Here is a 24,975-nt window from a genome sequence, read left to right on the forward strand (position 1 = left end):
ATTGACTTGACTTTGAGAGAATTTGAACTTTTAAAATTTTTATCCTCTAATCCAGGTGTAGTTTTTTCTCGTGAAGAACTTTTAGAAAAAGTTTGGGAGTATGAATATTATGGAGATATAAGAACTGTTGATGTAACAATTAGACGTTTGCGTGAAAAAGTTGAAGATACCTCTAAAGATTATAAGTATATTCTTACAAAAAGAGGAGTAGGATATTATTTTGACGGAGAGGTTAAATAATGCTCAAAAATACTTTTCAAAGTATTAAATTCAGATTTGTATTAATATATTTTGTTCTTGTACTTATCTGTATGTCTATTGTAGGTTCTTTTATCATACAAAGGCTTGAAGTTATACAAAGAGAAAAAGTCGAAGAGAATATGAAAAAAACAATATCATCAATTTCTACGGCTGTTTCTGCCACCATTAAGGGTGGTGAAGATAATTATATTTTTCTTGATAAGAATTTAAAAAATTGGGGCTTAACTTCTAGTCAAAATGTTTATATCTTATCTAGTGGTGACAATCCTAAAGTAATTTCTACATCACTAAATTCTGATGAGAATTTAAGGGGGAAAAGTGCATATTCTTTAGCATTTTTGGAATCTTCTCTTCTAACAGATGCCTCTAAAGGTAGAGAGGAAGAAAGAATCGTTTTAAATAAATCGCAAAATCTTTACAGTAAACATATTGCAAGCCCAATTTTATCTAATGAGGGAAATGTTATAGCTATAGTTTATATGACAGAAAATTTAAATTCTATTTATGAATTAATTGGCGAAGCAAAAATTATTATTTCTTATGCTACTGTTATTTCCCTATTGATCACTTCAATTCTTGGTTATTTTATTGCAAATTCTATAACAACACCAATAAGAGATGTTACAAGAAAAGCTCGTGAAATGGCTAAGGGAAATTTTGATCAAAGAGTTGATGTAAAAAGTAATGATGAAATTGGTCAACTTGGTAATATGTTTAATTATTTGACCGATGAATTAAAAAATACTATTGCAAAAAATGATTTGGAAAGGTCAAAACTTAACACCATATTTAATTATATGGCTGAAGGAGTTATAGCTGTTGACAGGACAAATAAACTTATTCATGCTAATAGTATAGCTAAAAACCTTTTATCTCTTGATGATAGCAGGATTAATACTCAAATTAATCTTAAGAAAATTGGTTTAAAAGATATCAATTACGATATTGAAAAAAGTTTACAGGGAGAAGTGCTTGCAGAAATAAAAAATCATTTTTATAAGTTAAAATATGCTCCCTATAAGTCAGATTTAAAGGAAAATGAAGGGCTAATCATAGTTTTATCAGATATAAATAAGGAGCACAGATTAGACATTTTGAGAAAAGAATTTGTAGCTAATGTTAGCCATGAATTAAAGACACCAATTACAACTATAGGCTCATACACAGAAACTTTATTAAATGGAGTTGCTGGAGAAGATATAAATCATTTTTTAAAGGTAATAGAAAGAGAAAATGCAAGGATGGCAAGATTAGTTTCAGATCTTCTTGTTCTTTCTAATATTGATTACAAAAAAGAACACTTAAATAAAGAAACTTTTGATTGTTATGAATTTATTGAAGAAGCTGTGGAAAGTCAAAGTTTATTAATTTCACAAAAATCTCATAATATTTCTATAGACGTTCCAATAAAAATAAGAACCATATATTCAGATAGGCATGGTGCCAGTCAAATTTTAATTAATATAATTTCTAACGCTTTAAAATACACAAAAGAAGGCGGTAAGATTTTAATTGCTGCCGAAAATTATAAAAATGGTAAAAATAATTTTGTAAAAATTTCAGTAAAAGATAATGGTATAGGAATACCCAAAGAAGATTTGCCGATGATTTTTGAAAGATTTTATAGGGTCGAAAAGGGAAGATCTCGTGAAATGGGAGGTACTGGATTAGGTCTATCTATTGCAAATGAGATGATTAAATCCCTAGGAGGAAGCATAAAAATATCCTCAACTTTAAATGTGGGAACTGATGTGGAATTGTTCTTCCCAGCTGGTGATTATTATGAATTTAAATAAGAGAGATTTTTTTATAAACTTGGTTCTTTTGCTATTAATAATTTTATTACTTATTCAAGCGGGATTTTTATGGATTAGTTTTTCTATGCCCAATAAGGTGGAAGATTTAGTCTTTAAATCTGAGGATGCATCTATGGATGTATTTATGCCTTCAATGCTTGTTGTAAATTTAGGATATAGAGAACATTATGTTTTAAGAAATTTCAAGGATTATTGGAAATTATATTCATCTGACATCTCGGAAATTCTTGAAAATGCAAGTTCTGAAAATCTTATAATGATAGATGAAAAAACCTATCTAAACTTACAGAACAAAAAATCTTTAGTTTTTAAATTTTCATCCCCCATTTCTGCATCAATATTAATTAATCTTATTGGGGAAAATAAAAAGGATAGTAACATTAATTTATCAATTAATTCTATATATATATCAGATGATAATGATGTTTATCTTTGCGCATCCAATAATTTTTATAAATTATTGGGCTTAAAAACAAATTTAAAAATGAATAGACTCATTGATAATGCAAAAAATTTAGGAACAAGATATATAAACTTTTTTGAAAGGTATGGAATTTATAAGGATACCTTAATTCCTGATTCTGATTTCATAAAAACTCAAAAAATTTATTATAATATAGCAACAGATGCCTTGACAGATTATATAAGAAATAATTTAGCGGTAAGATATTTACAAACAGATCTTGATTATATAAAGGAAATTAAACAGAGCGAAAAAACTTCATACATTTATGAAAATAAATATATATCCTTTAATAAGAATGGAATTGTGGAATACTCCAATGAGGAAGAATTTAATGTTACTGATAGGAACTTATATACATCAATAATAACAGCCCTTGAATTTTTATCAAGAAATTCCGGCATGACATCTAATGTTTATTTAGACAGCACAAATCCAATAGAATATAAGGGCTCTTTAGGTTATAAGTTTTTCTTTAACTTGAGAGAATCAGGCAAGAATCTAGTTTTAAATTCCAAGGATAATTCTTTCATTGAGATGGATGTATTTTCAAATCATGTTAAATTTTATAGAGAATACTATTTTAAAAGAGCTGATGACCCATCTTATAATGAATTGAGGGTAAAAGTTTTAGATATAAAAACTATAATTGATCGAAATCTGAAAATTTTTCCTCAAGAAAAAACTGAAGATATCTTAAATTTATTAAATAATCTTTCTATAGTCTATATAAATGAAAGCACAACAGATTCATCTAAGCTAAAACTTGCCTACGAACTTTTAATTAATGGCAAGAAATATTATTTTGATATTAGTCTTGGTAAATTAATATTAATAAGGTGATATTATGGATTGGAAAAAATCAAAAACAATTTTAATAATAGCTCTTATAATAACAAACCTTATACTATCAATAATTCTTTTGGTATCTTATTCTAATACCAGAGATTTATCGTTGTCAAAATATTCTATAGCAAACACTAAGGATATACTTGCAAATTTTGAAATAGAAATTGATTGTAAAATTCCAAAAAAACACCCCAGACTCTCTTCACTTTTAGTTGAATTTGAGTCTTACGATGAACAATCTTTAAACAGAAGATTTTTTGACAGTTTAGGAATAATTACCCATCCTTCTACTGACAGAATTGAGATTAATTACAACAACGAGCATATAAATTTATTTAATTACAGGAGAATTTTTTATGAAAATTCCGCAAAAGTAAAAATTTATGATGTTGATTCCTTAAAAAAGGCCCAAAAAATATGTGAAATTTTTATGCTTAATAATAACTACAATATTGATGACATGGAACTTTCATATTCTTATTTTGATGAGGGTAAGTACTATCTCAATTATTCCAAAATATTTGAGAAAAACTCTTTGGAATCCTCTTACACAAATTTTGTAATAGATAATAGAGGCGTTGTAAGTATGGATAGATTGTGGCTAAATGTTTTAAAAAAATCAAAAGCAAAGTTTAGACTATCATCAGCACCAAGGGCTTTACTTGCTCTTATTGATAAGGAAGAATCTTATGGGAAAATTGTAAAAAGAATAGTCCCATGTTATTATTTTAATCCAGAAGACCAAGGATATATTGAAGATATAACAAAAGCCTTGCAAGGTAGAGCCATTCCTGCATGGAAAATAGAATTTTCAGATGGAGATAATATAGTAATTGATACTTTCTAGCTTAACAATAATTTCCTAATATGATAGAATTTATCAGTGGAGGTAGTTATGAGATATATATCAATTGCCAGCGGCTCAAGCGGAAATTGTCAATTTGTTGAGTATAAAAATACAAGAATTTTAATAGATGCCGGACTTTCAGGCAAGAAAATTGAAAATAATCTTAAATCTCGTGGCATAGATCCATCTACTATTGATGCCATTCTTGTAACTCACGAACACAGGGACCATGTAACTTCAGTGGGAGTTTTGTCTAGAAGATACAATATAAAAGTTTTTTCTAACATAGAAACTGCCCAAGCGATGACACCTGTGGTAAAAAAAATAAATTCTGAAAATATTTATATTTTTGAAAACAACAGGGCTTTTAATTTTAAAGATTTAAAAATAAAAGCTTTTGATACCTTTCATGATTGTCAAAAAGGTTGCGGATTTGTAATCATGGGTAACAAAAAGATATCTCTTTTAACAGATACAGGTTGGGTAAATTCAAATGCTTTTGAAAGTATGAAAGGCTCATCTCTATATTATTTGGAATCAAATCACGATGTAGATATGTTGATAAACGGAAGATACACATGGGCTAGCAAGAAAAGAATAATGTCTACAAAGGGGCATCTTTCCAATGAAAATTGTGCAGAAGTTTTAGAAAAACTTTTATCTAAAAATCAAGAAATTGTTGTTCTAGGCCATCTTTCTAATGAAAATAATAATCCGGAAATTGCAGCTAAAACAAATGAACAATATTTAAATTCCAAATATATTATTAGAGATGTGGACTACACCTTAGATGTAGCACCAAGATACGAGGCAGGAAAAGTCTATGACTTATAGGAGGTTTTATGAACATATTAGTCACAAATGATGATGGAATCATGGCAGAGGGAATAAGGACTCTAGCCAAGACCTTAATAGATAAGGGCCATCAAGTTACAATTGCAGCTCCCAACGTGGAAAATTCAGGCAAAAGCCATGCCATAACTTTTAAAACTCCTCTAGTTGTACAAAATATAGAACTCGATTCTCTTAAGGGGGTAAAAGCTTTTTCGGTTTTTGGAACGCCAGCAGATTGTGTTAGAGCAGCAGTTCATCTGTGCGACAAAAGATTTGATTATTGTTTTTCTGGAATAAATTCTGGTTATAATGCAGCAACCAATGTTCTTTATTCAGGAACAGTTTCTTCTGCCATAGAAGCTAATTTATTTAATATAAAATCAGTTGCTGTATCAGCATCCTATGTAAAAGGTCAAGTAAATTATCAGTCGGCAGCAAAAATTGCCATGGAACTTTTTGATAAGATTAAAGATGAAAATATCTTACAGGTTTATAATCTAAACGTGCCTTTTTTAAATTATGATGAAATAAAAGGAATAAAAGTTGCAAAAGTAGGAAGAGATGTCATGAGTATTTATGATATAAGTTCAGAAGGAAATAAGTATAATTTAAAGCTCAAAGGATTTTCAGAAGAACTTGAAAGAGATAAAGAATCGGATATATATTATTTGAATCAGGGCTATGCAACAGTTAGTCCCTTATATTATGATACAACCAACAAAACATCCATAGACCATTTAAAAGAAATTTTAGATTAATTCTAAATTTCTTTTTTATTTACAAAAAAACAAATGATAATTATTTTCAAAAACTATTGAATATTATTAAATATGGCTTTATAATATCTTATTAAAAATATTTGAAATTTTAGGAGGAAACTATGAAAAAAATATTATCATTTCTTTTAATTTTTACTGTACTTATTCCTTGCACAATTTTTGCTGGAACAGAAAAACAAGTTGCACAATAAACACCACAAAAGATTCAATTAGATGGTGAAGAAGTTCAAATACCAGCATATATTATCCAAGGAAAAAATTATGTAAAATTGCGTGATTTTGCTGCTATTTTATCTAAAACTAATAAAAAGTTTGATATTTCTTTTGATAAGCAAAAAAAAGCCGTAGTTATTGAAAGCGGAAAAACTTACAACAAAACAGACAAAGATTTAAAAGAAAATAAAGAAGCAAGCGCTAAGGCAATTTTTTCTGAACAAATAGTTTTATTAGACAACAAAGAAGTTAAAGTTCAAACTGCAAATATTATGGATAATAATTATCTGCCTATAAGAGATTTAGCTGAACTTGTAGGAGTAAAAATTGATTTTAATAATGAAAAGAAAATAGTTGAATTAAAAACAGAAGAAAAGAAATGCTGTTGTTGTGGAGAAAAAACTTGCACTTGCAGTGGAGATAAAGAAAATGGATGTACTTGCCAATGTAAATTACACGATAAGGGTGAAAAAGAATGTCCTCACTGCAAAAAATGTCAAAAATCAATGGAAAATAAAGAAGCAAAAGAAAATAATTCTAAGAGCGAAAATAACAACAAAGAATGCGGATGTAGTTCTTCTATGAAATAAAAAAAATCACTCCTAAAATAATTTAGGGGTGAATTTTTTATAATTTAATAACTTTGTAACCCATATCTTCCAAGATACCTCTTGCAGAAGTTTGGGGGACTAAATGGGCGGCACCTACAACAACGAATATAGTCTTGTTGTTTTCCTCCTTCAAAAGCTTATCAATTTTTTTTGCCATGTCAATATCTCTTTTATCTAAAAGTGCCTTGTCAAAGGAAACTTGGGCTTGTGAGTAACCGTCATCTTCAGTTAGAGCCTTAAGGTTTTTTGTATTTCCATCTATCCAATCCTTTTGTGTAAGATAAAGACTTTGATTAATATTTTTGTATCCGTTAATTTCGATTTCAGAAATTAAATCTTCAATCATTGATGCGTACATATCAGTGTCAAAATTTTTTAAGAGCTTTGCTTGAAATTTTGCACTTTCCAATTCTTTAATGGGAATGTTATTTATAAGGGCAAGGTTAGAAAAATAATTTTCTATACCGTAGCTTGACCCATAAATATTTTTTTCATCTAAAGAAAGCATATTATATATAGCCCAAGGTCTTATTTTATTTATTCTTTCTTTAGGTATGCCTCTTTGTAAAAGAAGAGGTAGAAGTCTATTGTATGTTTGACCCAGATCATTTTCCAAATTACCCTTAGAGTCATAGTACATATTTGTCTTATAAATTTTTGAAAGTTCAGGATCTGTGGGATCAATTTCAAAATAGATTTCTTTACTTTCATTTAAAGCCTTTATGATTTCAGACCTAATGGGATACATTTCCTTTATGCCTAAGTGAATTGAGCCTAAAAGATATATTTTATTATTTCCTTTCTCAACTTTATAAAAATATCCTTGAGATTCTTTATTTTCTTCACCTATGATTTCTTTACAAGCCCTTGTATATAGGCAGATACTTTCTTGAAGTGAGATTTTTTTATTTAAATAATCTTTATCTTGTAAACCATAGAAAAATTTTTGACTGAAGCTTTCGTCTTTATTGACAAGGAATAAAATTGAAGAGATAACTTCATTCCTATTTAGATTTTTGAAGTTAAATTCTTTATCGTTTGTATTTATATTAAGAGAATTTAACTTGTCTTTTGTATTTTTATATAAGTATTTAGCATCATCAAGGGTCAAATTTTTTGTAAAATCCATATTTTCCTTATTTCTTTCAAAAGGAAATATGCCGTAAAATTGGCTGTCATTAATATCATAAAGAGCCCAGTAGCTTAATTTTATATTATTTTTTATTTTAGCTTTTTTAGTGTAATGATTTTCTGATTTTATAGGTAGATTATCATTAAGATAAGAATTATTAACTCCTGCATTTACAAATATAAAGGAAAATAGAACACTAAAAATTATAAAATATCTCAAAAGTTTTTTCATAATTTAATATCCTTTAGTTTTTTAATAAAAATTTCATTGGACTTGGTATCTAAGATACAAAATCTGAAATATGTATCATCAAGTCCCTTAAAATTTGAGCAATCTCTTACAAATATAAGGTCTTTTTTTAATTTCTCAACAATAATTTTATTAGTTCCTTTCAAAACTTTTACCAAAATAAAGTTGCCCTTAGATTCTACAGGCATCAAATTATTGATTTTTTTTATTTCATCAGTTAATTTTAGCCTTTGGTCTGTAACATATTTAAAGACCCTTTCAATATATTCCTTATCCTTAAACATTTCTTGACCCATTATATCTGCACAAATATTTATTTGCCAAAGCACTTGGTTTTTCTTGAATTTTTCAATTATTTCAACATTAGAATTTAATGAATAACCAAGCCTAAGTCCTGGAATACCAAAAAATTTTGAAGTTCCTCTTGTTACTATTAACCTATCAAAAGAAGAAATTAAGTTTGTACAGGAATAAATATCCATGTCAGTAAATTCAATATAAGTTTCATCAACAATTATATAAGCTTTAGTGTGATTTAATATTTTTTTAATCTCAGTATTAGTGAGAATAGAACCAGTAGGGTTATTGGGATTAGAAAACACAAAAAGTTCAATGTTATTTTTATTTATAAAATCAATTATATAATCACATGATATTTTAAAATTATCATCGAAATTAAGCTGATAATAATAAATTTGACTTCCGATATTTCTGAGATTATTTTCATACTCACTATATGAAGGTGATAAGATAAGAGATTTTTTTGGATCTATTATATTTATAAAGTTAATTAAAAGTTCCGTAGCTCCTAAGCCTAATATTATATGGTCCTTATGACAATGGACATAAGATGATATAGAATTTTTCAAATTATTGTAGGACGGGTCAGGATAAGTCCTTATTAAATCCAGATTTTCCTTTAAAAATTTTAAAGCCCTTGGACTGGGGCTTAAAGGATTTATGTTGGAAGAAAAATCCATAATTTCATTTATATCAACATGATTTTTTTGGGCAATTTCAAATAAATTAGCCCCGTGAAAATTTTGCAAAATATCACCCCCTCATATATTTTAACAATAAGAAAAGAAAATTAATAGATATAGAAATAATTAAATTAATTGAGAAAAAAAGTGGTATAATAATAGTGATATATAATATCATTAAGAAGTATATTTATAAAAAGATTATTTTTTTAAGGAGTGTATTATGAAAATAAATGAAGATATGAAAAAAATAATAGCAAAAGAATTAGCTTATGTTGCTACAGTTGATGGAGATTCAAATCCTAACATTGGACCAAAACGTACAATGAGATATTTAGATGAAAATCATTTAATCTTTTGTGAAAATACAGGCGGAAAGCATTTTAATAACATAAAAGAAAATGGGAAAATTGCAGTAGCCTTTGCTGATAGAGAAAATAATCACGGCTATCGTTTTGTGGGAAAAGCTACAAGCTATACAGATGAGGAACATATGAATCTTGCTAAAGAAAAAGTGGGAGTAGCTCCTAAAAAAGCTTGTGTTATTATAGAAATTGAAAAAATTTATACTCTTGATTCAGGTCCAATAGCTGGAAAACTTTACAAAGAAGATTAATCTTTAGAGTTTTAAAAATAAAGAAAATTAAAAATTAAATATGATTTAAAAAACTGACCTTAAGTTTTTAATTTAACTTTAAGGTCAGTTTTATATTTTAATTAAAATCTTCATTAAGAAAAATATTCATCTCTATAAGATTTTATATTGTCTTCAGTTGTCTTTAATTTTTCATTAATATTCATAGCCTTATTTCTTAGAATCTTTCCTCTTTCTAATAAATATTCATTAGAAAAAGCAGAGCTGTTAGTCATATTTTCAAAATAAATATCTGCCTTTTCTTCCAATCTTTCATGAATATTTGAGAGCCTTTTGTTGAGTTTTTTTCTTGCTGATATTGTAATTATCAAATCAACAAAGGATACAAGGCTTATGGAAATAGCAAGACCAATTAAGATTGAATCCTTAATTACTGATAGGGAAAACATCAAAAAAGGTGTAGAAAATTTTACTATTACTACGTTTGCCAAGCCAAAAATCACTAAGCCATAAAGGCACACTCTTCCATGAAGTTGGAAGGGATAATTGTCGTAATTCCACCATCTATCTTTGAACATTTTTTCTAAAATATAGCCAACAATATATTCAATAGTACAAGAAACTATTGAAGCCAAAATAAATATAAGTGTGGCAGAGCCTATATCTCTTAAGAGTAAATATGATAGAGTGGCACCAAGTCCATATATAGGACAGTAAGGGCCGAGAAAAAATCCTCTATTTACTAATTTTTTTAATTCCACTGATGAGCATAAAAATGATTCCCAAATCCAACCTATTATAGAATATATAAAAAAACAAATATATATTTTTATAAAAGTCAACTTATATCAGCCTCCAATAGATAATAATTATTTTCTTTAGGATTTAAAGTTTCTCTAACAGTTACAATTTTATCTGCTAAACTAACCACCCAGGATTCTAAATACCTTGGTGGAATTACTGTTAATGGAAACATATGCTTAATTATTATATCCTTTTCAATTTTATTAAGCTTTAGTTCACTTGTTGCATTCTTATAGGCAGTATAAGGATGAGTAAAGCCATGAATATGTCTATATTTATGTGGCTTATGCCAATCATACAAAAAATAATCGTGAAGTAAAGCTCCCCTTATAAGTGAATCTAAATCCACCCTTAATTTATATTTTTCACTAATATAAATTGCCTGCCAGGCAACTTTAATAACATGGTCATATATACTTGTAGTCCCATGCTGTATAAAATTCTTGTTATTTTTAAAACGGGTATTTTCTTCTAAAAATTTTATTTCTTTTATCAGTTTTTCTTTAGAATTGTAAGTAATATTTTTCATTCTTCCCTCTAATAATTTTCACTCTTTATATTGTACACAATAATCTTAAAATTTTTATTAAGAAATTGTTAAATTTTTAAATATTTTTAATTTTTTTAATTAAGAATAAAATTTAACTATATAGTATAATTATAAAAAAGGAGTTTTTTATGGATATTTTACTTGTAATTGATATGCAAAATGATTTTGTTAAGGAAACTTTAAATACTAAAGAGGCATTAGAAATTGTTGATAAATTAAAAGAAAAGATAGAAAATTTTGAAGGTCAAGTTATTTATACACTTGATACTCATGATAAAAATTATTTACAAAGTCAAGAAGGCAGAAATTTGCCGATAAAACATTGTATTAAAAATACTTGGGGTCATGAAATTATTGATGAATTTAAGGCTTGTAAAAATTTCAATCACGGGAAATTTTTTGAGAAAAATACTTTTGGTTCTAAGGATCTTGTTAAATATTTAGTTGACTTAGATAAAAGAGAAGATATAGGAAAGATTTATTTTACAGGTGTTTGTACTGATATATGTGTAGTTTCTAATGCTTTATTAATTAAGGCTTTTCTTCCCGAAATTGAACTTTTAATTTATAAAGATTTGTGTGCGGGTCTTAATAAAGAAAAACACAAAGCAGCACTTGATGTATTAGATTCTTGCCAAGTTTATGCCATATGAGAAAATATATAGAAGAATCCGTTGACAAATATAAAGATGACTATGCTTTTGGTATGCCGGCTCACAAGGGTAAAAAATATTTTGACCTTGACATTAAAAGGGACTTGACGGAATTTCTTGATACGGATAATCTTTTAAACCCTCAAGGAGCAATAAAAAAGTCCCAAGAAGAAGTAAGTGAAATTTTCTCATCTAAATACTCATTTTATATTCCAAACGGTTCATCAGGAGCTATAAATATTGCAATATCAACCCTTGCTAAAAGAAAAGATAATATTCTTGTGCAGAGAAATACTCACAAGTCTGTTATGAATTCCATAATAATTAACGATCTAAATCCCATTTATATAAATACAAAATATGATGAGGAAAATGCCATATTTTTAGGAATCGAACTCGAAAATTTAAAAAATATTTTAGAAGAAAATTCAATTCAACTTGCAATTTTTGTAAGCCCCAATTATTATGGTGGCATATTAAAGTTAAAAGAAATTGTAAGACTTTGTCACTCACACAATGTTTATGTAATTATTGATGAAGCCCATGGAAGTCATTTATATTTTTCTCATATGAAAGAATTTTGTGCTAATTTTTCAGGGGCAGATATAGTTATTAACTCCACTCACAAAACTATACCATCCTTAACTCAAACAGCTTTATTGCATGTAAATAACGATAGGGTTGATGTTGATAAACTGAAAAAAGTTATAAATATTTATACCACAACTTCACCATCATATTTGTTTCTAATATCCCAAGAAGAAGGAATAGACTATATGGTTAAAGAGGGTTATAAAAAATTAGAAATTTTACGAAAAGAATTAGACAAAATAAGTAAAGATACGGGCATTATGAGTTATAATATTAATGATTCTACTATAGCTTCATATGATACTATGAAATTTCTTTTCAGACTGCCTATTTTGAGCGGTATTGAAATTGTAAAAAAATTCCATTTAGAATATAATATTAGGTTAGAGATGGGGGATTTATATTATGCTTTAGCTATATTTTCTCCCTTGACAGAAATTTGTGAATTGAGAAAATTTATAGATGTTATTTTATCTCTTAGAAATGGAGAGTATAAAAAAATCGCTAAGCTTAAATTTCCTACAAGTAAAAGAATAATCTCTCCTAGAAAAGCTTTTGACAGTCCGTCAATTTATAAAAATTTAAAAGATTCCTGTGGAATGATTTCAGCAAATAATGTAGCTTTTTATCCACCGGGAATTCCTATTATAAGTTATGGTGAGAGGATTACAAAAGAAATTATTGATATAATATTAAATAATTTAGATGAAGGTATTGAAGTTGTAGGGATTAATCAAGGAAAAATAGAGGTAGTTGATGAGTCTATTTGTAACTTTTGAGGGTGCTGATGGTGTAGGAAAGTCCACCATAGCAAATCTCATTTATGAAGAATTATTAAAAAGAAATATAGAAGTTATAAAAACCAGAGAGCCTGGTGGCACTAGAATTTCTGAAGCTATAAGAGATATTATTTTAAATAACTCATATAGGGAAATGGATTATAGGTGTGAAGCCCTACTTTATGCAGCTAGTCGAGCTCAACACGTAGAAGAAAAAATTAAACCTGCCTTAAAAAGTGGGAAGGTAGTTTTGTGTGAAAGATTTGTCTTATCTTCTCTTGCCTATCAAGGTATTGGAAGAAATCAAAATTTAGACCATATAAAAGCAATAAATGAATATGCAACTATGGGTCTTGAGCCAGATATAGTTTTTATATTTTTAAATAAGGAAGAAACTTTAGCAAGAAAATTAGAAAATGCCGACAGACTAGAGAGGGCAGGAGATGATTTTCATAACAAAGTCCGTGATTTTTACAAAAATTTGCAAAAAAAAGATAACTATTATTTTATAGACGCATGGCAAAGCATAGATAAAGTTTTTTCAGATACCCTAGAGGTACTTGACAATGTAGGAGGTTTGAAATGAAACTGATTATTTCAATTGTTCAAGATGTTGATAGTGAAAATTTAATTCAGAGATTAAATGAAGAGGGTTTTAGAGTAACTAAAATTTCTTCAACAGGTGGTTTTTTAAAGGCTGGAAATACTACTCTTTTGTCAGGTGTTGAGGAAGATGTGTATCCTAAATTTATGAAAATTATGGAAGAAAATTCAAAAACCCGTATAGTAAATAAAACAATAGCACCTATTAATATTCCAGGACAAGCAATGATTCCTGTACCTGTTGAAGTTAAAGTGGGTGGAGCTACAATTTTTGTTATGAATGTAGTAGATTATAAGAGATTTTAGGTGATAAAAATGAAGATGATAATAGCAATAGTTCAAGATAAATTTATTGATGATCTTATTGATAGATTTTTAACTGAAGATATTTATGTAACAAGGCTTTCGTCTACTGGTGGATTTTTCAAATCAGGTAACACAACACTTCTTTTAGGCTGTAAAGATAATGAAATAAAAGCAATTGAAGATATATTCAAAGAAATAACAGAAAAAGAAGAAGTAGTTTCTGAAAAAGGCTCTTTTGAAGTTGCAGGAGCAACAATGTTTGTAGTAGATTTGGAAGAATCTAAAAGAATATAATGAAAAATGACAATTCAATTTTCTTAGAAGATAAAAATGTTTCTAGTCAACTGGATTTAGCCTTAAAAAATAAAGATTTTTCTCATGCATATTTATTCGTTGGTCCAAAAGGAATAGGAAAATATGCACAAGCTAAAAATTTTGCCCGAGCAATTCTTTGTGGAGATAATAAAAATGATAAGTCCTTTTGCAATCTTTTATATGATTATTTTCACCCAGACTTAATTGAAGTTTCTTCGAAAGAAACTATAAAAAAAGAACAAATTGAGGAATTGATTGAAAAAGCTGGGACCAAGCCTTTTGAATCTAATAAAAAAATCATTTTAATTGATGGTTTTGATAATGTTACAATCGAAGGACAAAATGCTCTTTTAAAAACTTTAGAAGAGCCTGAGGATTATCTGATAATTATTTTGGTTTCATCTAATATTAAAAATATTTTACCAACTATTAGATCTAGGGCTAGAATTTTGAAATTTCAAAATATTTCAGTTGAAAGAATTTATGATTATCTTTTAAAAACTGGCTTGTCAGAAAAAAATGCTAGGCTTTTTTCAAATTTATCTTGTGGAAGCATAAGTCTTGCCAAAAGATATAAAGAAGATGTTGAACTTTTGAAAAAAAGGGATGAGCTTATTGGGATTTTAGATAATCTTATAAGGACAGGTTCCTACTATATTTTTTCATACTTGGATTTTTTTAAAGAAAATAAGGAAAATATAGAAGATATTTTAAATTTTTTTAGCTTGTGGTTTAGAGATTTAGCATTTATAAAAATTAATAAGAAAGAAAAGATAATTAATATAGATAAATTAAATATACTTGAGCTTGAAGATTTGACTTTGGATAGGATACTTTTTATATATAATAAAATTCTATTAACTAAAGAAAACCTATCTAAAAATATGAATTATGATCTAAGCATAGAAGCTCTACTTATGTATATAGGAGGAATGTAGATGATAGATGTAGCTGGAGTTAGATTTAAAAAAACCGGAAAAATCTATTATTTTGACCCACTTGATAGCGGAGCCTCAGTTGGTGATGATGTTATTGTAGAAACGGTTAGGGGGCTTGAATTCGGAAATGTTATCCTTTTTAGGTCTTTTGAAGATGAAGAATTTTCGACTGAATTAAAGCCTGTTATAAGAATAGCTACACAAGACGATCAAAGTAAAAATATTGATAATAGAAATAAGTCTAAAGAAGCAATTATTCTTTGTGATAAAAAAATTAAAGAGCATAATCTGGATATGAAGTTGATATCCTGTGAATATACATTTGACAATTCAAAATTATTATTTTATTTCACATCTGATGGAAGGGTAGATTTTAGAGAACTGGTTAGGGATCTTGCAGCCATTTTTAAAACTAGAATTGAGTTAAGACAAATCGGCGTAAGAGATGAGGCAAAACTTGTTGGCGGTCTAGGTTGTTGTGGAAGACCAACTTGTTGCTCAACCTTTTTGTCAGAATTTTCACCAGTATCTATAAAAATGGCAAAGGACCAAAATTTATCATTAAACCCAACTAAAATATCAGGTGTGTGTGGAAGATTAATGTGTTGCTTGAAATATGAGCAAAAAGGATATGAATGCATCAATAAAATCATGCCAAAAGTTGGAGAGTTTATTATTACAGAAGATGGCAAAGCAACTGTAATTTCAACATACCCAATTCAAGAACTTATTAAGGCTTCTTTAATTGTTAATGACGAAACTGTAGTTTCTTATTTTAATGTTAAGGATATAAAAAGAACAGGTAAATTTAATAGAGATTTCTTAGATGTGACGGCAGAAAATAAAGAAACTTATGATGAAAAGGAATTGTCTGAACTGGAAAAAGAGTAACAATGAAAATAGAAAATATTATTTTGAAAATTTACAACAAAGTAAAAGATTTATTTAGGAGTAATTTTGGTAGCACAAAGGGAGCAGAAAGAATTTTAAAAATTTTTATCTCCCTTTTTTACGCCACTGACCATTATTCCTACCTTACAGATTTTAAGGTTCCAACAATAATATCTATAATTATTTTTGCTTTTATTATTTATTTAATTTTAAGCATCATAAGTTTTTTGGGCAAATATCTGATTATTTTATTGCAAAGAACAAAACCCATAAATTTAACGGTTTATATATTATTATTCATAGGGGTCAAATATTTTTTAGATAATTCTTTAAACCTATACTTGAAAGATTGGCAAAGTTACCTATTATTATTTTGTGTCTGTGCAATATTAATAATTTTTGCAAAATCTTTTATATCTTTATTTAAAAACAAGAGAAATCTCGCTCTTATCTTTTTCTTGCCCTCATTTTGCCTTGTATTTTTAAGCATATATTTTTATAGCTTTCCTGGTTTTCAAAGGAGTGCTTTAAAGCTAGCTGAATTTAAAAAGGACAAAGTTGTAGAAAGAGCAACAGCTTATGAAAGTAAAGAGATTTTTTATAAGGGTCCAGAGGTATCTTTAAATTCCTATGTTTCCTATGGCGGACTTACAAAAAAAGTGAGAGATTTTTATTTTAAGAAAAAATTAAATCAAGTTGAAGTCAAAGGAAAAGTTTATCTGCCAAAAGACCAAAAAGAAGCCCCTCTTTTATTTGTTGTTCACGGAAATCATAGAATGACAACAAAAAACTATCTAGGCTATGATTATTTAGGCAAATATTTATCTCAAAGAGGTGTGGCTGTTGTATCAGTTGACATGAACATGCTAAACAGTTTTTACAAATATTCCCTAAAAAACGAAAATGATGCAAGGGCTGTTCTTTTGTTAGAAAATATAAAATATCTTTTAAGCGAAAATAGAAATGAAAATTCAAAATTTTATAAGGCTTTTGACAGTGAAAATATTGCCCTAATGGGACATTCTCGTGGTGGAGAAGCAATTTGTATAGCAAATAATTTTAACAAACTAAATAAAAATCCCGATAATGGTAATATAAGATTTAGTTATGGTTTTAATATAAAGGGTTTAATTGCAGTTGCACCTACCTTTGGTCAATATGAGCCATGTGATAGAGAATTGAAACTTTGGAATGTAAACTATTTAACAATTGCTGGCACCAATGACTGTGATGTTACAAGTTTTGAAGGTCAGATGCAATATGATAATATAGGATTTTCTCCAAACTCAGATAAATTCAAATCGGCAATTTATGTTGGCTATGCAAATCACGGAAATTTTAATTCCTTGTGGGGAGATTTTGATTTGCAACCCCCAGAAGGACTAGATATAAACAGAAAAGAACTTCTAAACCAATTGAGTCAAAAAAGAATATTATCAATTTACACCTATAATTTTTTGGAGAATATTTTTGGCAAATCTTTCAACAGGGACTTATTCAAATATGGTCCTTATAATTACAAAGATTTTCCAAAGACAACTTATTATTCAAGATATAAAGATTCGACCTATGAAAATATTTGTGATTTTGAAGAAGATACAAACCTTCAAAGTGCATCGACTTTTGGAGATTATATAGATTTTTCAAATTTTTCTGATATTTACGAAGGAGCAAATTCCTATGGAGAAGATAAAGGCAAAAACAATTGTGTATTTTTATCTACAAATGATAAGTCAAGATACCAAATTTTCTTGAGAAACATTCCTCAAAAAAGACAGTTTTTGGTCTTTGATTTGGAAAATTTTGAAGAAATTAATGATTATGATGGTTTTAAAATAAAGATTTCTGATATGGTTGGAGAAAGTGCGAGCCTTAATATTAAAGATTATTTTCCAGCTTACCCACCTACAAAAGTTTATCTTTATAAAAGCGATCATGTTTTTGATGATTATAAAAATTATTCAGCTCCCATATCTTTAAGGATTGATCTTGAAGATTTTAAAAATAATAATCCTCTTATTAATTTAGAGGAGATATCTAATATAGAATTTGATTTTGATAAAAGCATAGGTCAGATTTCTTTAGATAATATAGGTTTTGCCAATTAGGAGGAAAAATGAAATATAATTTTGATAAGAACTTAGGAGAATTTTTAGAAAATGAACCTATGAAAAATCATACTTCCTTTAAAGTAGGAGGTCCATGTGAACTTTTTGTAAGACCTAAAGATGAAAAGTCCTTGATAGAAATTTTAAAGATAATTAGAAAAAACAATTACAATTTTTATATTCTTGGTAACGCAACAAATGTTATCGTTAAGGACCAAGGCTATAAAGGAATAATTATTTCTATTAAAAATAGATTAAAAGATGTGAAGGTTGATGGTTTAAAAATCACGGCAGGAGCAGGACTTTCTTTAAAAGAACTTTCTCAAACAGCTTATGAAAATTCCTTGAGCGGTCTAGAATTTGCAAACGGCATACCAGGCACAGTAGGAGGAGCAATGACTATGAATGCCGGAGCCTATGATGGAGAAATGAAAAATGTTGTTGAATCAGTAAGATTTATTGATAATCTTGGAAATATAAGAGAATATTCAAATGAAGAGATGGATTTTTCTTACAGACATTCCAAGGTTGGTGATGAAAATTTAATTGTACTTTCAGCAACTTTTGTATTAGAAAAAGGCGACAAGGAAAAAATCAGAGAAAAGTTCCAAGAATTTGATAGAAGAAGAAAAGAAAAACAACCTTTAGACTTGCCATCAGCAGGTTCTACCTTTAAAAGGCCAGAAGGTTATTTTGCAGGTAAATTAATTGATGATTCGGGACTCAGAGGTTTTAGACATAATGGAGCAGGAGTTTCTCAAAAGCACTGCGGTTTTGTTGTTAATTATGATAATGCAAGCGCAAGTGATGTTTTAGAAACTATAGAAATTGTTCAAAAAGTTGTTTATGATAAGTTTTCCGTAAAACTAGAAAGGGAAGTAAAGATAATTGGATAACAAAATTGAAGTTATAATTCTCACAGGAATGAGCGGTTCAGGGAAAAGTAAGGCACTTGATACCTTGGAAGATTTAGGATATTATTGCATAGATAATTTGCCACCAGAACTTCTTCCCAAATTTTGCCAAATGGCGACTCAATCAAAATCTGTAGATAAAATTGCAGCAGTTATGGATTTAAGAAGTGGAGAATTTTTTGAAAGTCTATTCTCTTCTATTGAAGAACTCAAGAATCTAAATATTTCATATAAAATAATTTTTTTAGAAGCTTCACAAGACGCAATAATTGCCAGATACAAAGAAGGCAGACGCCCTCACCCCCTAAACCCTTCAATAATTGAAGGCTACAAGATGGAAAAAGAAAATTTAGGGGAAATTAGGAAAAAATCTAATTATATTATTGATACCACTCTTTTTTCTGCAAAAGATTTAAAAAAATATTTAGTTGAAGTTTTAACTAACAATGAAGAAACTGAAATAACTATCCAAATTACAAGCTTTGGTTATAAAAATAATATATTAAAGGATGCTGATTTAGTTTTTGATGTTAGATTTTTACCAAACCCATATTATATAAAAGAATTACAAGATAAAGATGGTTTAAGTGAAGAAACTAGAGATTATGTATTAAAGTGGGATGTGAGCCAAACTTTTATAGATAAGGTTATTGATCTTTTAAAATTTTTAATTCCCAACTATATAAAAGAGGGAAAAAGCGTATTAAATATTGGTTTTGGATGTACGGGAGGATTTCACAGATCAGTTGTAATTGCAGAAGAAGTTGCAAGAATTTTAAAGAAGGATTACAAAAGTCTTTATGTTTCTCACAGAGATAGAAAGAAAAAGTTATGGATAAAAGAATAAGCATAATAGGAGGAGGTACAGGTATCTCCACAATATTAAAAGGTCTAAAATCTTATACCACAAACATAAATGCAATTGTAACAATGTCTGATGATGGAGGTGGCTCAGGACTTCTCAGAAAAGATTTAAAAATGCTTCCTCCAGGAGATGTCAGAAATTGTCTTTTAGCTCTTTCGAATGCGACCCCATCTTTAGAAGTTTTATTGAAATATAGATTCAAGGGCGGAAGTTTAGACGGACAGAATGTAGGCAATATTATAATTGCAGCATTAAATGATATTTACGGTTCTTTTGATAAGGCATTAAATGAAATGTCTAAGGCATTTAATATAACAGGGCGAGTTATACCTGTAACATTAGAAGACACTCATCTTGTAGGAGAACTTTCCACAGGGGATAAGATTGTGGGAGAGTCAATTATTCCCAAAATGGCATATAAATTAGGTGGAAAAATTTTAAAAATTTCTATGTTACCTCGTATACCAAAAGCTAACAAAGAGGCTATAAATGCCATTGAAAATTCAGATATATTAATAATTGGACCTGGTTCTTTATATACATCTGTAATTCCAAATTTGATTATAAAAGGAATAATTTCTGCCATAAAAAAATCTAAAGCAAAAAAAATTTACATAGCTAATATTATGACTCAAAGGGGAGAAACTTTAAAATATAGCCTTAAGGATCATATAGAAGCTATAGAAGAACATTCTTATAAGGGAATTTTTGATATTGCAATAGTTAATAACAATAAAAAGCCTAAAGATATTTTTAATTCATACTATTCTTTCGAAGAAACTTGCCCAATTTATGCAAATGATGAGGATAAAAAGTTTTTAAAAGAAAGATCGATTAGATTGATTGAAGGCGATTTGATATATATTGAAAATAAATTGATTAGGCATAATTTTGAAAATTTAGCCGATATAATCTGTAGGCTTTAGTATTCGTAATTATTGTAATATTTTTATAAAAATGTTATTATTTTATTACAATAGGTGAGGGGTGAAAAAGATGAGGAAATTTAGGAAAAGGGAGCATATTGAAAATTACTTGCGTTCAACTTATGTGGGAAATCCATTATTTGATGATATGTTCTTATACCATAATTCGTTACCTGAAGTTGACTTTTCAGAAATAAATACATCTACTGTTTTTTTGAATAAAAAAGTAAATTTTCCTTTGATGATTAATGCGATGACAGGTGGCAGTGACTTTGCCGAAGATATAAATAGACAACTGGCACAAGTCGCAAATGAATTTAATATTCCTATAGCTGTAGGTTCTCAAACTATTGCTTTGGAAGATCCGGATACTGTTGAATCTTTTTCAGTAGTTAGGGAAATAGTAGAAAAAGGAATAGTAATCGGAAATTTAAGCGCTAGAGCTAGTCTTGAAGATGCAAAAAAGGCAATAGATATTATAAGAGCTGACAGTTTACAATTGCACTTAAATCCTGCACAAGAACTGGCAATGTCTGAAGGCGAAAGAGAATTTAAAAATATTTTAAAAAATATTGAAGAGTTAGTTAATGGTCTAGATGTACCCATAATAGTAAAAGAAGTTGGCTTTGGATTAAGCTCTGATGTTGTGAAAAGGCTTTACGATATTGGGGTTAGAAATGTTGATGTTTCCGGTTTTGGTGGAACAAACTTTTTTGAAATTGAAAATTTAAGGACACCTGATTCTGACCTTTCAGAACTTTATGGTTGGGGAATTCCAACAGCCCTTGCAATTATCGAAGCTAAAAGCTTAGGTCTAGATGATTTGAAAATTATCGGTTCAGGCGGTATTAAAAATTCTGAACAACTTATAAAAAGCATAGTGGCTGGAGCAGATATGACTGCTATTTCTGGAGAAATTCTTTCCTATTTAGTTCATGGTGGGGTTGAATATACCTTAAAATATCTTGGGAATTTAATCTACAAATCAAAAATGATAATGCTTCTATTAGGAGCAAAAGATATAAAAGATCTTCGCAATGTAAAATATAAGGTAAAGGGAGAGCTTAGAGATCTTTTGGAAAATTTTAAATCATGAAATTAATTAAAAGAGAAAATTTTATTGATTCTAAATGGTCAGGTGGAGTAACTTCTGAAATTTTCATATATCCTGAAAATGCAAAAGTTTCAGAAAAAAATTTTGACTTTAGAATTTCTACAGCAACTTGTAATCTAGAAAAATCCAATTACACAGCTTATGATGGCTTCTTGAGATATATATGCCCTTTGGATAATACAATGAATATAACTACATCTGATTGCAAATTTTCTTTAAAACCTATGGAAGTTATGTTTTTTCATGGTAATGACAATACTTATTCTTCAGGTGGTGTTAGGGATTTTAATCTTATTTTCAGAGAAGATTTAAAAGCTCAAATGTATTCATTAAATATTAAAGATTTAAAATATAAATTTAAAGGAAAATCTATAATTTTTAATTACGATTCTCTTTTAACATATAATGAAAAAATATTTCCCGAATTTTCAGCTTTATATATTGAAGATGAAGAAGTTGAAATAAAGGGTTGTGGAAAAATAATAATATGTCAGATATTATAAAATACTAGGGATCACCTGGTATTTTTTATTTAGTAAGTATAACATCAATATCTATTTAAAAGTATGAATAAAGACCAGTAAAAATTTTATAAATAAAAATAAAAATACATTGACATAATCTGTATAGCCAATGTATTTTTTATATCTAAAAACCGATTTTTCCAACTAAAGAATCCTTTAATATTTCTATAAAGCTAATATATTTATCAATATTTATATCCTTATCCCTTATTTTTTCTAAGTCCATGGCAAATGCAAGGGCATAGTAAATATCATCACCGTGAAAATTATCTTTTTCATTCAATTCTTTTTCAAAGTCCCTATAATATTTATAAGTTGCCATTCCGACGGGAGGATTTTGCCCCAAAAGTTTTAAACTACTCAGAAGTAAAACAAAACCAAAAAAAATTAGGACATAAGCAGGATATAAGCCCATATTGGCAAGCACAGCACCTACAAGTACATCAACAAGAGCCATAAATACATAGATGAAGAATTTTTTTCTATCTATAGCCTTATAAAGCAAATTTAATTCATAAGCATTTTCTTCCAAAATATCCAAATAAGAGGAAAATTTTTGGTTGAAGCCTATACCTTCCTTAATCCTTAAATTATTTATTTTTCTTGTAGAGATATTTTCATAAAGAGAAAAAATCAAATCATATAAAAACTTTTCTTCTTTATCCAAATTATTTGAATTATCTGCATATATATTATAGTTTATTCTTTCTTTACCCCTACTATTAATATAATCATTCCTATCTATTTTTATATTTCCATTTTCTATAAATTTAATAAGACTTGAAATAATAAAGTCGGGTGCAGAGTTTTTGCCTTTGATTAAAAATCCTGCCATATAATAAGGTAATTTAAGAGGATCTTTAATTTCTGATTTTTCATTTCTTGGAAAAATTAAAAATAAATAGATACTTATAATTAAAAATAAAGCATTAATAATAAAAATAATCCCATTACTTAACGGAGAACACATATCATCACCTGCTTATATTATACTATATTAAATAAACAAATTTGCATAATAAATTTTTCTATATTAAAATTATCTAGAAAGTGGAGGAATATGAAAAATATAATACTTGAAGGAATAATTAAAGATGGGACTTTTCCCAATAGAAATACAGTAACTTGTCAAGAAAAGGACTACAAAATTAAGGGTGGAATTATAGGCTCTGAAGTAAGATTTAAGCCATCTAGAAGAAAAAAAGGAAAATTAATAGAAACTATAAAAAAATCTTCTTGGGAAAATATCAAACCTTGCCCTCATACTGATTGTGGAGGATGCACCTATGACGGCTTTTCTTATGACAAAGAAATTGAATATAAAGAAAAACTTCTAAATAATCTTTTGCATGAGGAGTTAAATATAGACAATGTTAAAATTTATTCTGCTGGAATTTTTGAAAATTATAGGAATAAAATGGAATTTACCTTTGGAGATACTTACAAGGGTAGCCCCTTAGCCCTAGGCTTGCACAAAAAAAATAGATTTTATGAAATTGAAAACACGAATAATTGCCGCATTGCTCACGAAGATTTCAATATTATTAGGGAAAAGACAAGGGATTTTTTCAAAGATAAAGCTTTTTTTAATAGAAGAAGCCATGAGGGAACCCTAAGACATTTAGCTATAAGAAGGACAAATTATGGGGAAATTTTAGTAAATCTAGTTACAACAAAAGACAATGATTTAGACTTAAAATCTTATGTTGATGAACTTTTATCTCTCAAATTAGAGGCGCAAATAAAAGGTATATGCCATACAATTAATGACTCACAAGGTGATGCTATTATAAAGGAAGATTTCCACATCTTATATGGAAGAGATTATGTTATAGAGGAACTTTTAGGTTTGAAATTTAAAATAGGAACTTTTTCATTTTTTCAAACCAATACCTACTCTGCTGCATATTTATACCAACTGGCGTTTGATATGATTGATAATTTACAAGGCAAAAAAGTTTTAGACCTTTATTGCGGAACGGGAACTATAAGCCAAGTATTTGCCCAAAAAGCAGAATCTGTTTTGGGAGTAGAAATTGTAGAAGAAGCGGTGAATGCAGCAAGAGAAAATGCCCAATACAATAATATTTCCAATGTAGATTTTATAGCTGGAGATGTGGCAAAAGTTGTTAATGATTTAGACATTAAAGCAGATATAATAATTCTTGATCCCCCAAGGGTAGGAATAAATAACCCCAAAGCATTAGATAAAATTATAGATTTTTCACCAGAAGAATTTTTATATATATCCTGTAATCCTATAAGCTATGTTAAGGATGTAAAAAGATTCATTGAGAGAGGATATAAATTAAAAAAAATAGTGGGGCTTGACCAGTTTCCTAGAACTGTAAATTTAGAATTAATATCTCTTTTAGAAAAAGACTAAAATTTCATATGTTATATAGCAAATTTGTAGAAACTTATAAATAATTATATTTACTTTTATTGGGTATAAATTCAT

Annotated in this window: 27 protein-coding genes; 22 read left to right on the forward strand and 5 right to left on the reverse strand. The window is 28.3% G+C overall.

Translation table 11 applies throughout. The annotated features are described in order from the left end of the window. From HMPREF9131_RS04510 to HMPREF9131_RS04540, 7 genes are all read left to right on the forward strand, one after another. Positions 1-240: helix-turn-helix domain-containing protein (locus HMPREF9131_RS04510; RefSeq protein WP_009345663.1), on the forward strand; the 240-nt coding region annotated here is incomplete at its 5' end. After that, positions 240-2,057, forward strand: coding sequence for an ATP-binding protein (locus HMPREF9131_RS04515; protein WP_009345670.1), 1,818 nt, complete (start codon positions 240-242; stop codon positions 2,055-2,057). The genes HMPREF9131_RS04510 and HMPREF9131_RS04515, both read left to right, overlap by 1 nt. Continuing rightward, positions 2,044-3,384 (forward strand): hypothetical protein, encoded by a 1,341-nt coding sequence (locus HMPREF9131_RS04520; RefSeq protein ID WP_009345678.1) that lies wholly within the window; start codon positions 2,044-2,046, stop codon positions 3,382-3,384. Before HMPREF9131_RS04515 ends, HMPREF9131_RS04520 begins: the two co-directional genes overlap by 14 nt. A gap of 4 nt (positions 3,385-3,388) precedes the next feature. Then, entirely contained in the window at positions 3,389-4,237 is an 849-nt protein-coding gene (locus HMPREF9131_RS04525) for a hypothetical protein (protein ID WP_009345676.1), read from the forward strand. Positions 4,238-4,285: 48 nt separating this feature from the next. Beyond that, positions 4,286-5,071, forward strand: coding sequence for an MBL fold metallo-hydrolase (locus HMPREF9131_RS04530; protein ID WP_009345665.1), 786 nt, complete (start codon positions 4,286-4,288; stop codon positions 5,069-5,071). Between the two features lie 8 nt (positions 5,072-5,079). Beyond that, positions 5,080-5,829, forward strand: coding sequence for a 5'/3'-nucleotidase SurE (gene surE / locus HMPREF9131_RS04535; RefSeq protein ID WP_009345685.1), 750 nt, complete (start codon positions 5,080-5,082; stop codon positions 5,827-5,829). A 266-nt stretch (positions 5,830-6,095) separates the two neighbouring features. Then, positions 6,096-6,653 (forward strand): stalk domain-containing protein, encoded by a 558-nt coding sequence (locus HMPREF9131_RS04540; protein ID WP_255348610.1) that lies wholly within the window; start codon positions 6,096-6,098, stop codon positions 6,651-6,653. A 37-nt stretch (positions 6,654-6,690) separates the two neighbouring features. On the opposite strand, the gene HMPREF9131_RS04545 is transcribed toward HMPREF9131_RS04540, so the two are convergent. Together HMPREF9131_RS04545 and HMPREF9131_RS04550 are read right to left on the reverse strand one after the other, a co-directional pair. Continuing rightward, positions 6,691-8,037, reverse strand: a complete 1,347-nt coding sequence (locus tag HMPREF9131_RS04545) for a TraB/GumN family protein (protein WP_009345682.1) — start codon at positions 8,035-8,037, stop codon at positions 6,691-6,693. Continuing rightward, positions 8,034-9,104 (reverse strand): histidinol-phosphate transaminase, encoded by a 1,071-nt coding sequence (locus HMPREF9131_RS04550; RefSeq protein WP_009345658.1) that lies wholly within the window; start codon positions 9,102-9,104, stop codon positions 8,034-8,036. The genes HMPREF9131_RS04545 and HMPREF9131_RS04550 overlap by 4 nt, the downstream gene beginning before the upstream one ends. A gap of 157 nt (positions 9,105-9,261) precedes the next feature. Between HMPREF9131_RS04550 and HMPREF9131_RS04555 the strand changes: the two genes are divergently transcribed. Next, positions 9,262-9,654: a pyridoxamine 5'-phosphate oxidase family protein gene (locus HMPREF9131_RS04555; RefSeq protein WP_009345677.1), complete on the forward strand. Its 393-nt coding sequence runs from the start codon at positions 9,262-9,264 to the stop codon at positions 9,652-9,654. Between the two features lie 113 nt (positions 9,655-9,767). Here the strand turns inward: HMPREF9131_RS04555 and HMPREF9131_RS04560 are convergent, their stop codons facing one another. Continuing rightward, positions 9,768-10,475, reverse strand: coding sequence for a putative ABC transporter permease (locus tag HMPREF9131_RS04560; protein ID WP_009345668.1), 708 nt, complete (start codon positions 10,473-10,475; stop codon positions 9,768-9,770). Continuing rightward, a complete protein-coding gene (locus HMPREF9131_RS04565; RefSeq protein ID WP_009345674.1) occupies positions 10,472-10,966 on the reverse strand; it encodes an HD domain-containing protein in 495 nt (164 codons plus the stop codon). The genes HMPREF9131_RS04560 and HMPREF9131_RS04565 overlap by 4 nt, the downstream gene beginning before the upstream one ends. Positions 10,967-11,115: 149 nt before the next feature. Here HMPREF9131_RS04565 and HMPREF9131_RS04570 point away from each other — a divergent pair, with 149 nt between their 5' ends. The 13 genes from HMPREF9131_RS04570 to HMPREF9131_RS04630 all read left to right on the forward strand — a co-directional run bounded on the left by HMPREF9131_RS04570 (position 11,116) and on the right by HMPREF9131_RS04630 (position 22,493). Then, on the forward strand, positions 11,116-11,640 hold the full coding sequence (locus HMPREF9131_RS04570; RefSeq protein ID WP_009345671.1) for a cysteine hydrolase family protein: 525 nt from the start codon (positions 11,116-11,118) through the stop codon (positions 11,638-11,640). Next, positions 11,637-13,010 (forward strand): aminotransferase class I/II-fold pyridoxal phosphate-dependent enzyme, encoded by a 1,374-nt coding sequence (locus HMPREF9131_RS04575; RefSeq protein WP_009345666.1) that lies wholly within the window; start codon positions 11,637-11,639, stop codon positions 13,008-13,010. Before HMPREF9131_RS04570 ends, HMPREF9131_RS04575 begins: the two co-directional genes overlap by 4 nt. Beyond that, on the forward strand, positions 12,988-13,596 hold the full coding sequence (tmk, locus tag HMPREF9131_RS04580) for a dTMP kinase (protein ID WP_009345679.1): 609 nt from the start codon (positions 12,988-12,990) through the stop codon (positions 13,594-13,596). The genes HMPREF9131_RS04575 and tmk overlap by 23 nt, the downstream gene beginning before the upstream one ends. Then, positions 13,593-13,919 (forward strand): cyclic-di-AMP receptor, encoded by a 327-nt coding sequence (locus HMPREF9131_RS04585; RefSeq protein WP_004824239.1) that lies wholly within the window; start codon positions 13,593-13,595, stop codon positions 13,917-13,919. The genes tmk and HMPREF9131_RS04585 overlap by 4 nt, the downstream gene beginning before the upstream one ends. A 9-nt stretch (positions 13,920-13,928) precedes the next feature. Then, the gene (locus HMPREF9131_RS04590; RefSeq protein WP_004824247.1) at positions 13,929-14,213 is read left to right on the forward strand and encodes a cyclic-di-AMP receptor; all 285 of its coding nucleotides are present in this window, start codon (positions 13,929-13,931) and stop codon (positions 14,211-14,213) included. Continuing rightward, positions 14,213-15,172: an ATP-binding protein gene (locus HMPREF9131_RS04595; protein WP_009345657.1), complete on the forward strand. Its 960-nt coding sequence runs from the start codon at positions 14,213-14,215 to the stop codon at positions 15,170-15,172. Before HMPREF9131_RS04590 ends, HMPREF9131_RS04595 begins: the two co-directional genes overlap by 1 nt. Beyond that, positions 15,173-16,063 carry a stage 0 sporulation family protein gene (locus HMPREF9131_RS04600; RefSeq protein ID WP_009345673.1) on the forward strand — a complete coding sequence of 297 codons (891 nt, stop codon included), beginning with the start codon at positions 15,173-15,175 and terminating at the stop codon, positions 16,061-16,063. Between the two features lie 2 nt (positions 16,064-16,065). After that, a complete protein-coding gene (locus HMPREF9131_RS04605; RefSeq protein ID WP_009345662.1) occupies positions 16,066-18,171 on the forward strand; it encodes an alpha/beta hydrolase in 2,106 nt (701 codons plus the stop codon). A gap of 8 nt (positions 18,172-18,179) precedes the next feature. Continuing rightward, the gene (gene murB, locus HMPREF9131_RS04610; RefSeq protein ID WP_004824218.1) at positions 18,180-19,067 is read left to right on the forward strand and encodes a UDP-N-acetylmuramate dehydrogenase; all 888 of its coding nucleotides are present in this window, start codon (positions 18,180-18,182) and stop codon (positions 19,065-19,067) included. Then, positions 19,060-19,932 (forward strand): RNase adapter RapZ, encoded by an 873-nt coding sequence (gene rapZ / locus HMPREF9131_RS04615; protein WP_009345683.1) that lies wholly within the window; start codon positions 19,060-19,062, stop codon positions 19,930-19,932. Before murB ends, rapZ begins: the two co-directional genes overlap by 8 nt. Continuing rightward, positions 19,917-20,876, forward strand: coding sequence for a gluconeogenesis factor YvcK family protein (gene yvcK, locus HMPREF9131_RS04620; protein ID WP_004824193.1), 960 nt, complete (start codon positions 19,917-19,919; stop codon positions 20,874-20,876). Before rapZ ends, yvcK begins: the two co-directional genes overlap by 16 nt. Before the next feature lie 70 nt (positions 20,877-20,946). Next, entirely contained in the window at positions 20,947-21,972 is a 1,026-nt protein-coding gene (fni, locus tag HMPREF9131_RS04625) for a type 2 isopentenyl-diphosphate Delta-isomerase (RefSeq protein WP_009345664.1), read from the forward strand. Then, a complete protein-coding gene (locus HMPREF9131_RS04630) occupies positions 21,969-22,493 on the forward strand; it encodes a HutD family protein (RefSeq protein ID WP_009345687.1) in 525 nt (174 codons plus the stop codon). Before fni ends, HMPREF9131_RS04630 begins: the two co-directional genes overlap by 4 nt. A gap of 145 nt (positions 22,494-22,638) precedes the next feature. On the opposite strand, the gene HMPREF9131_RS04635 is transcribed toward HMPREF9131_RS04630, so the two are convergent. Then, positions 22,639-23,484, reverse strand: a complete 846-nt coding sequence (locus HMPREF9131_RS04635; RefSeq protein WP_009345661.1) for a DUF2207 domain-containing protein — start codon at positions 23,482-23,484, stop codon at positions 22,639-22,641. 90 nt (positions 23,485-23,574) lie between these two features. Between HMPREF9131_RS04635 and rlmD the strand changes: the two genes are divergently transcribed. Then, positions 23,575-24,900 carry a 23S rRNA (uracil(1939)-C(5))-methyltransferase RlmD gene (gene rlmD, locus HMPREF9131_RS04640; RefSeq protein ID WP_009345667.1) on the forward strand — a complete coding sequence of 442 codons (1,326 nt, stop codon included), beginning with the start codon at positions 23,575-23,577 and terminating at the stop codon, positions 24,898-24,900. Positions 24,901-24,975 lie beyond the last annotated feature (75 nt).

It is taken from the genome of Peptoniphilus sp. oral taxon 836 str. F0141 (assembly GCF_000179335.1).
GTDB classification, from domain to species: domain Bacteria; phylum Bacillota; class Clostridia; order Tissierellales; family Peptoniphilaceae; genus Peptoniphilus_A; species Peptoniphilus_A lacrimalis.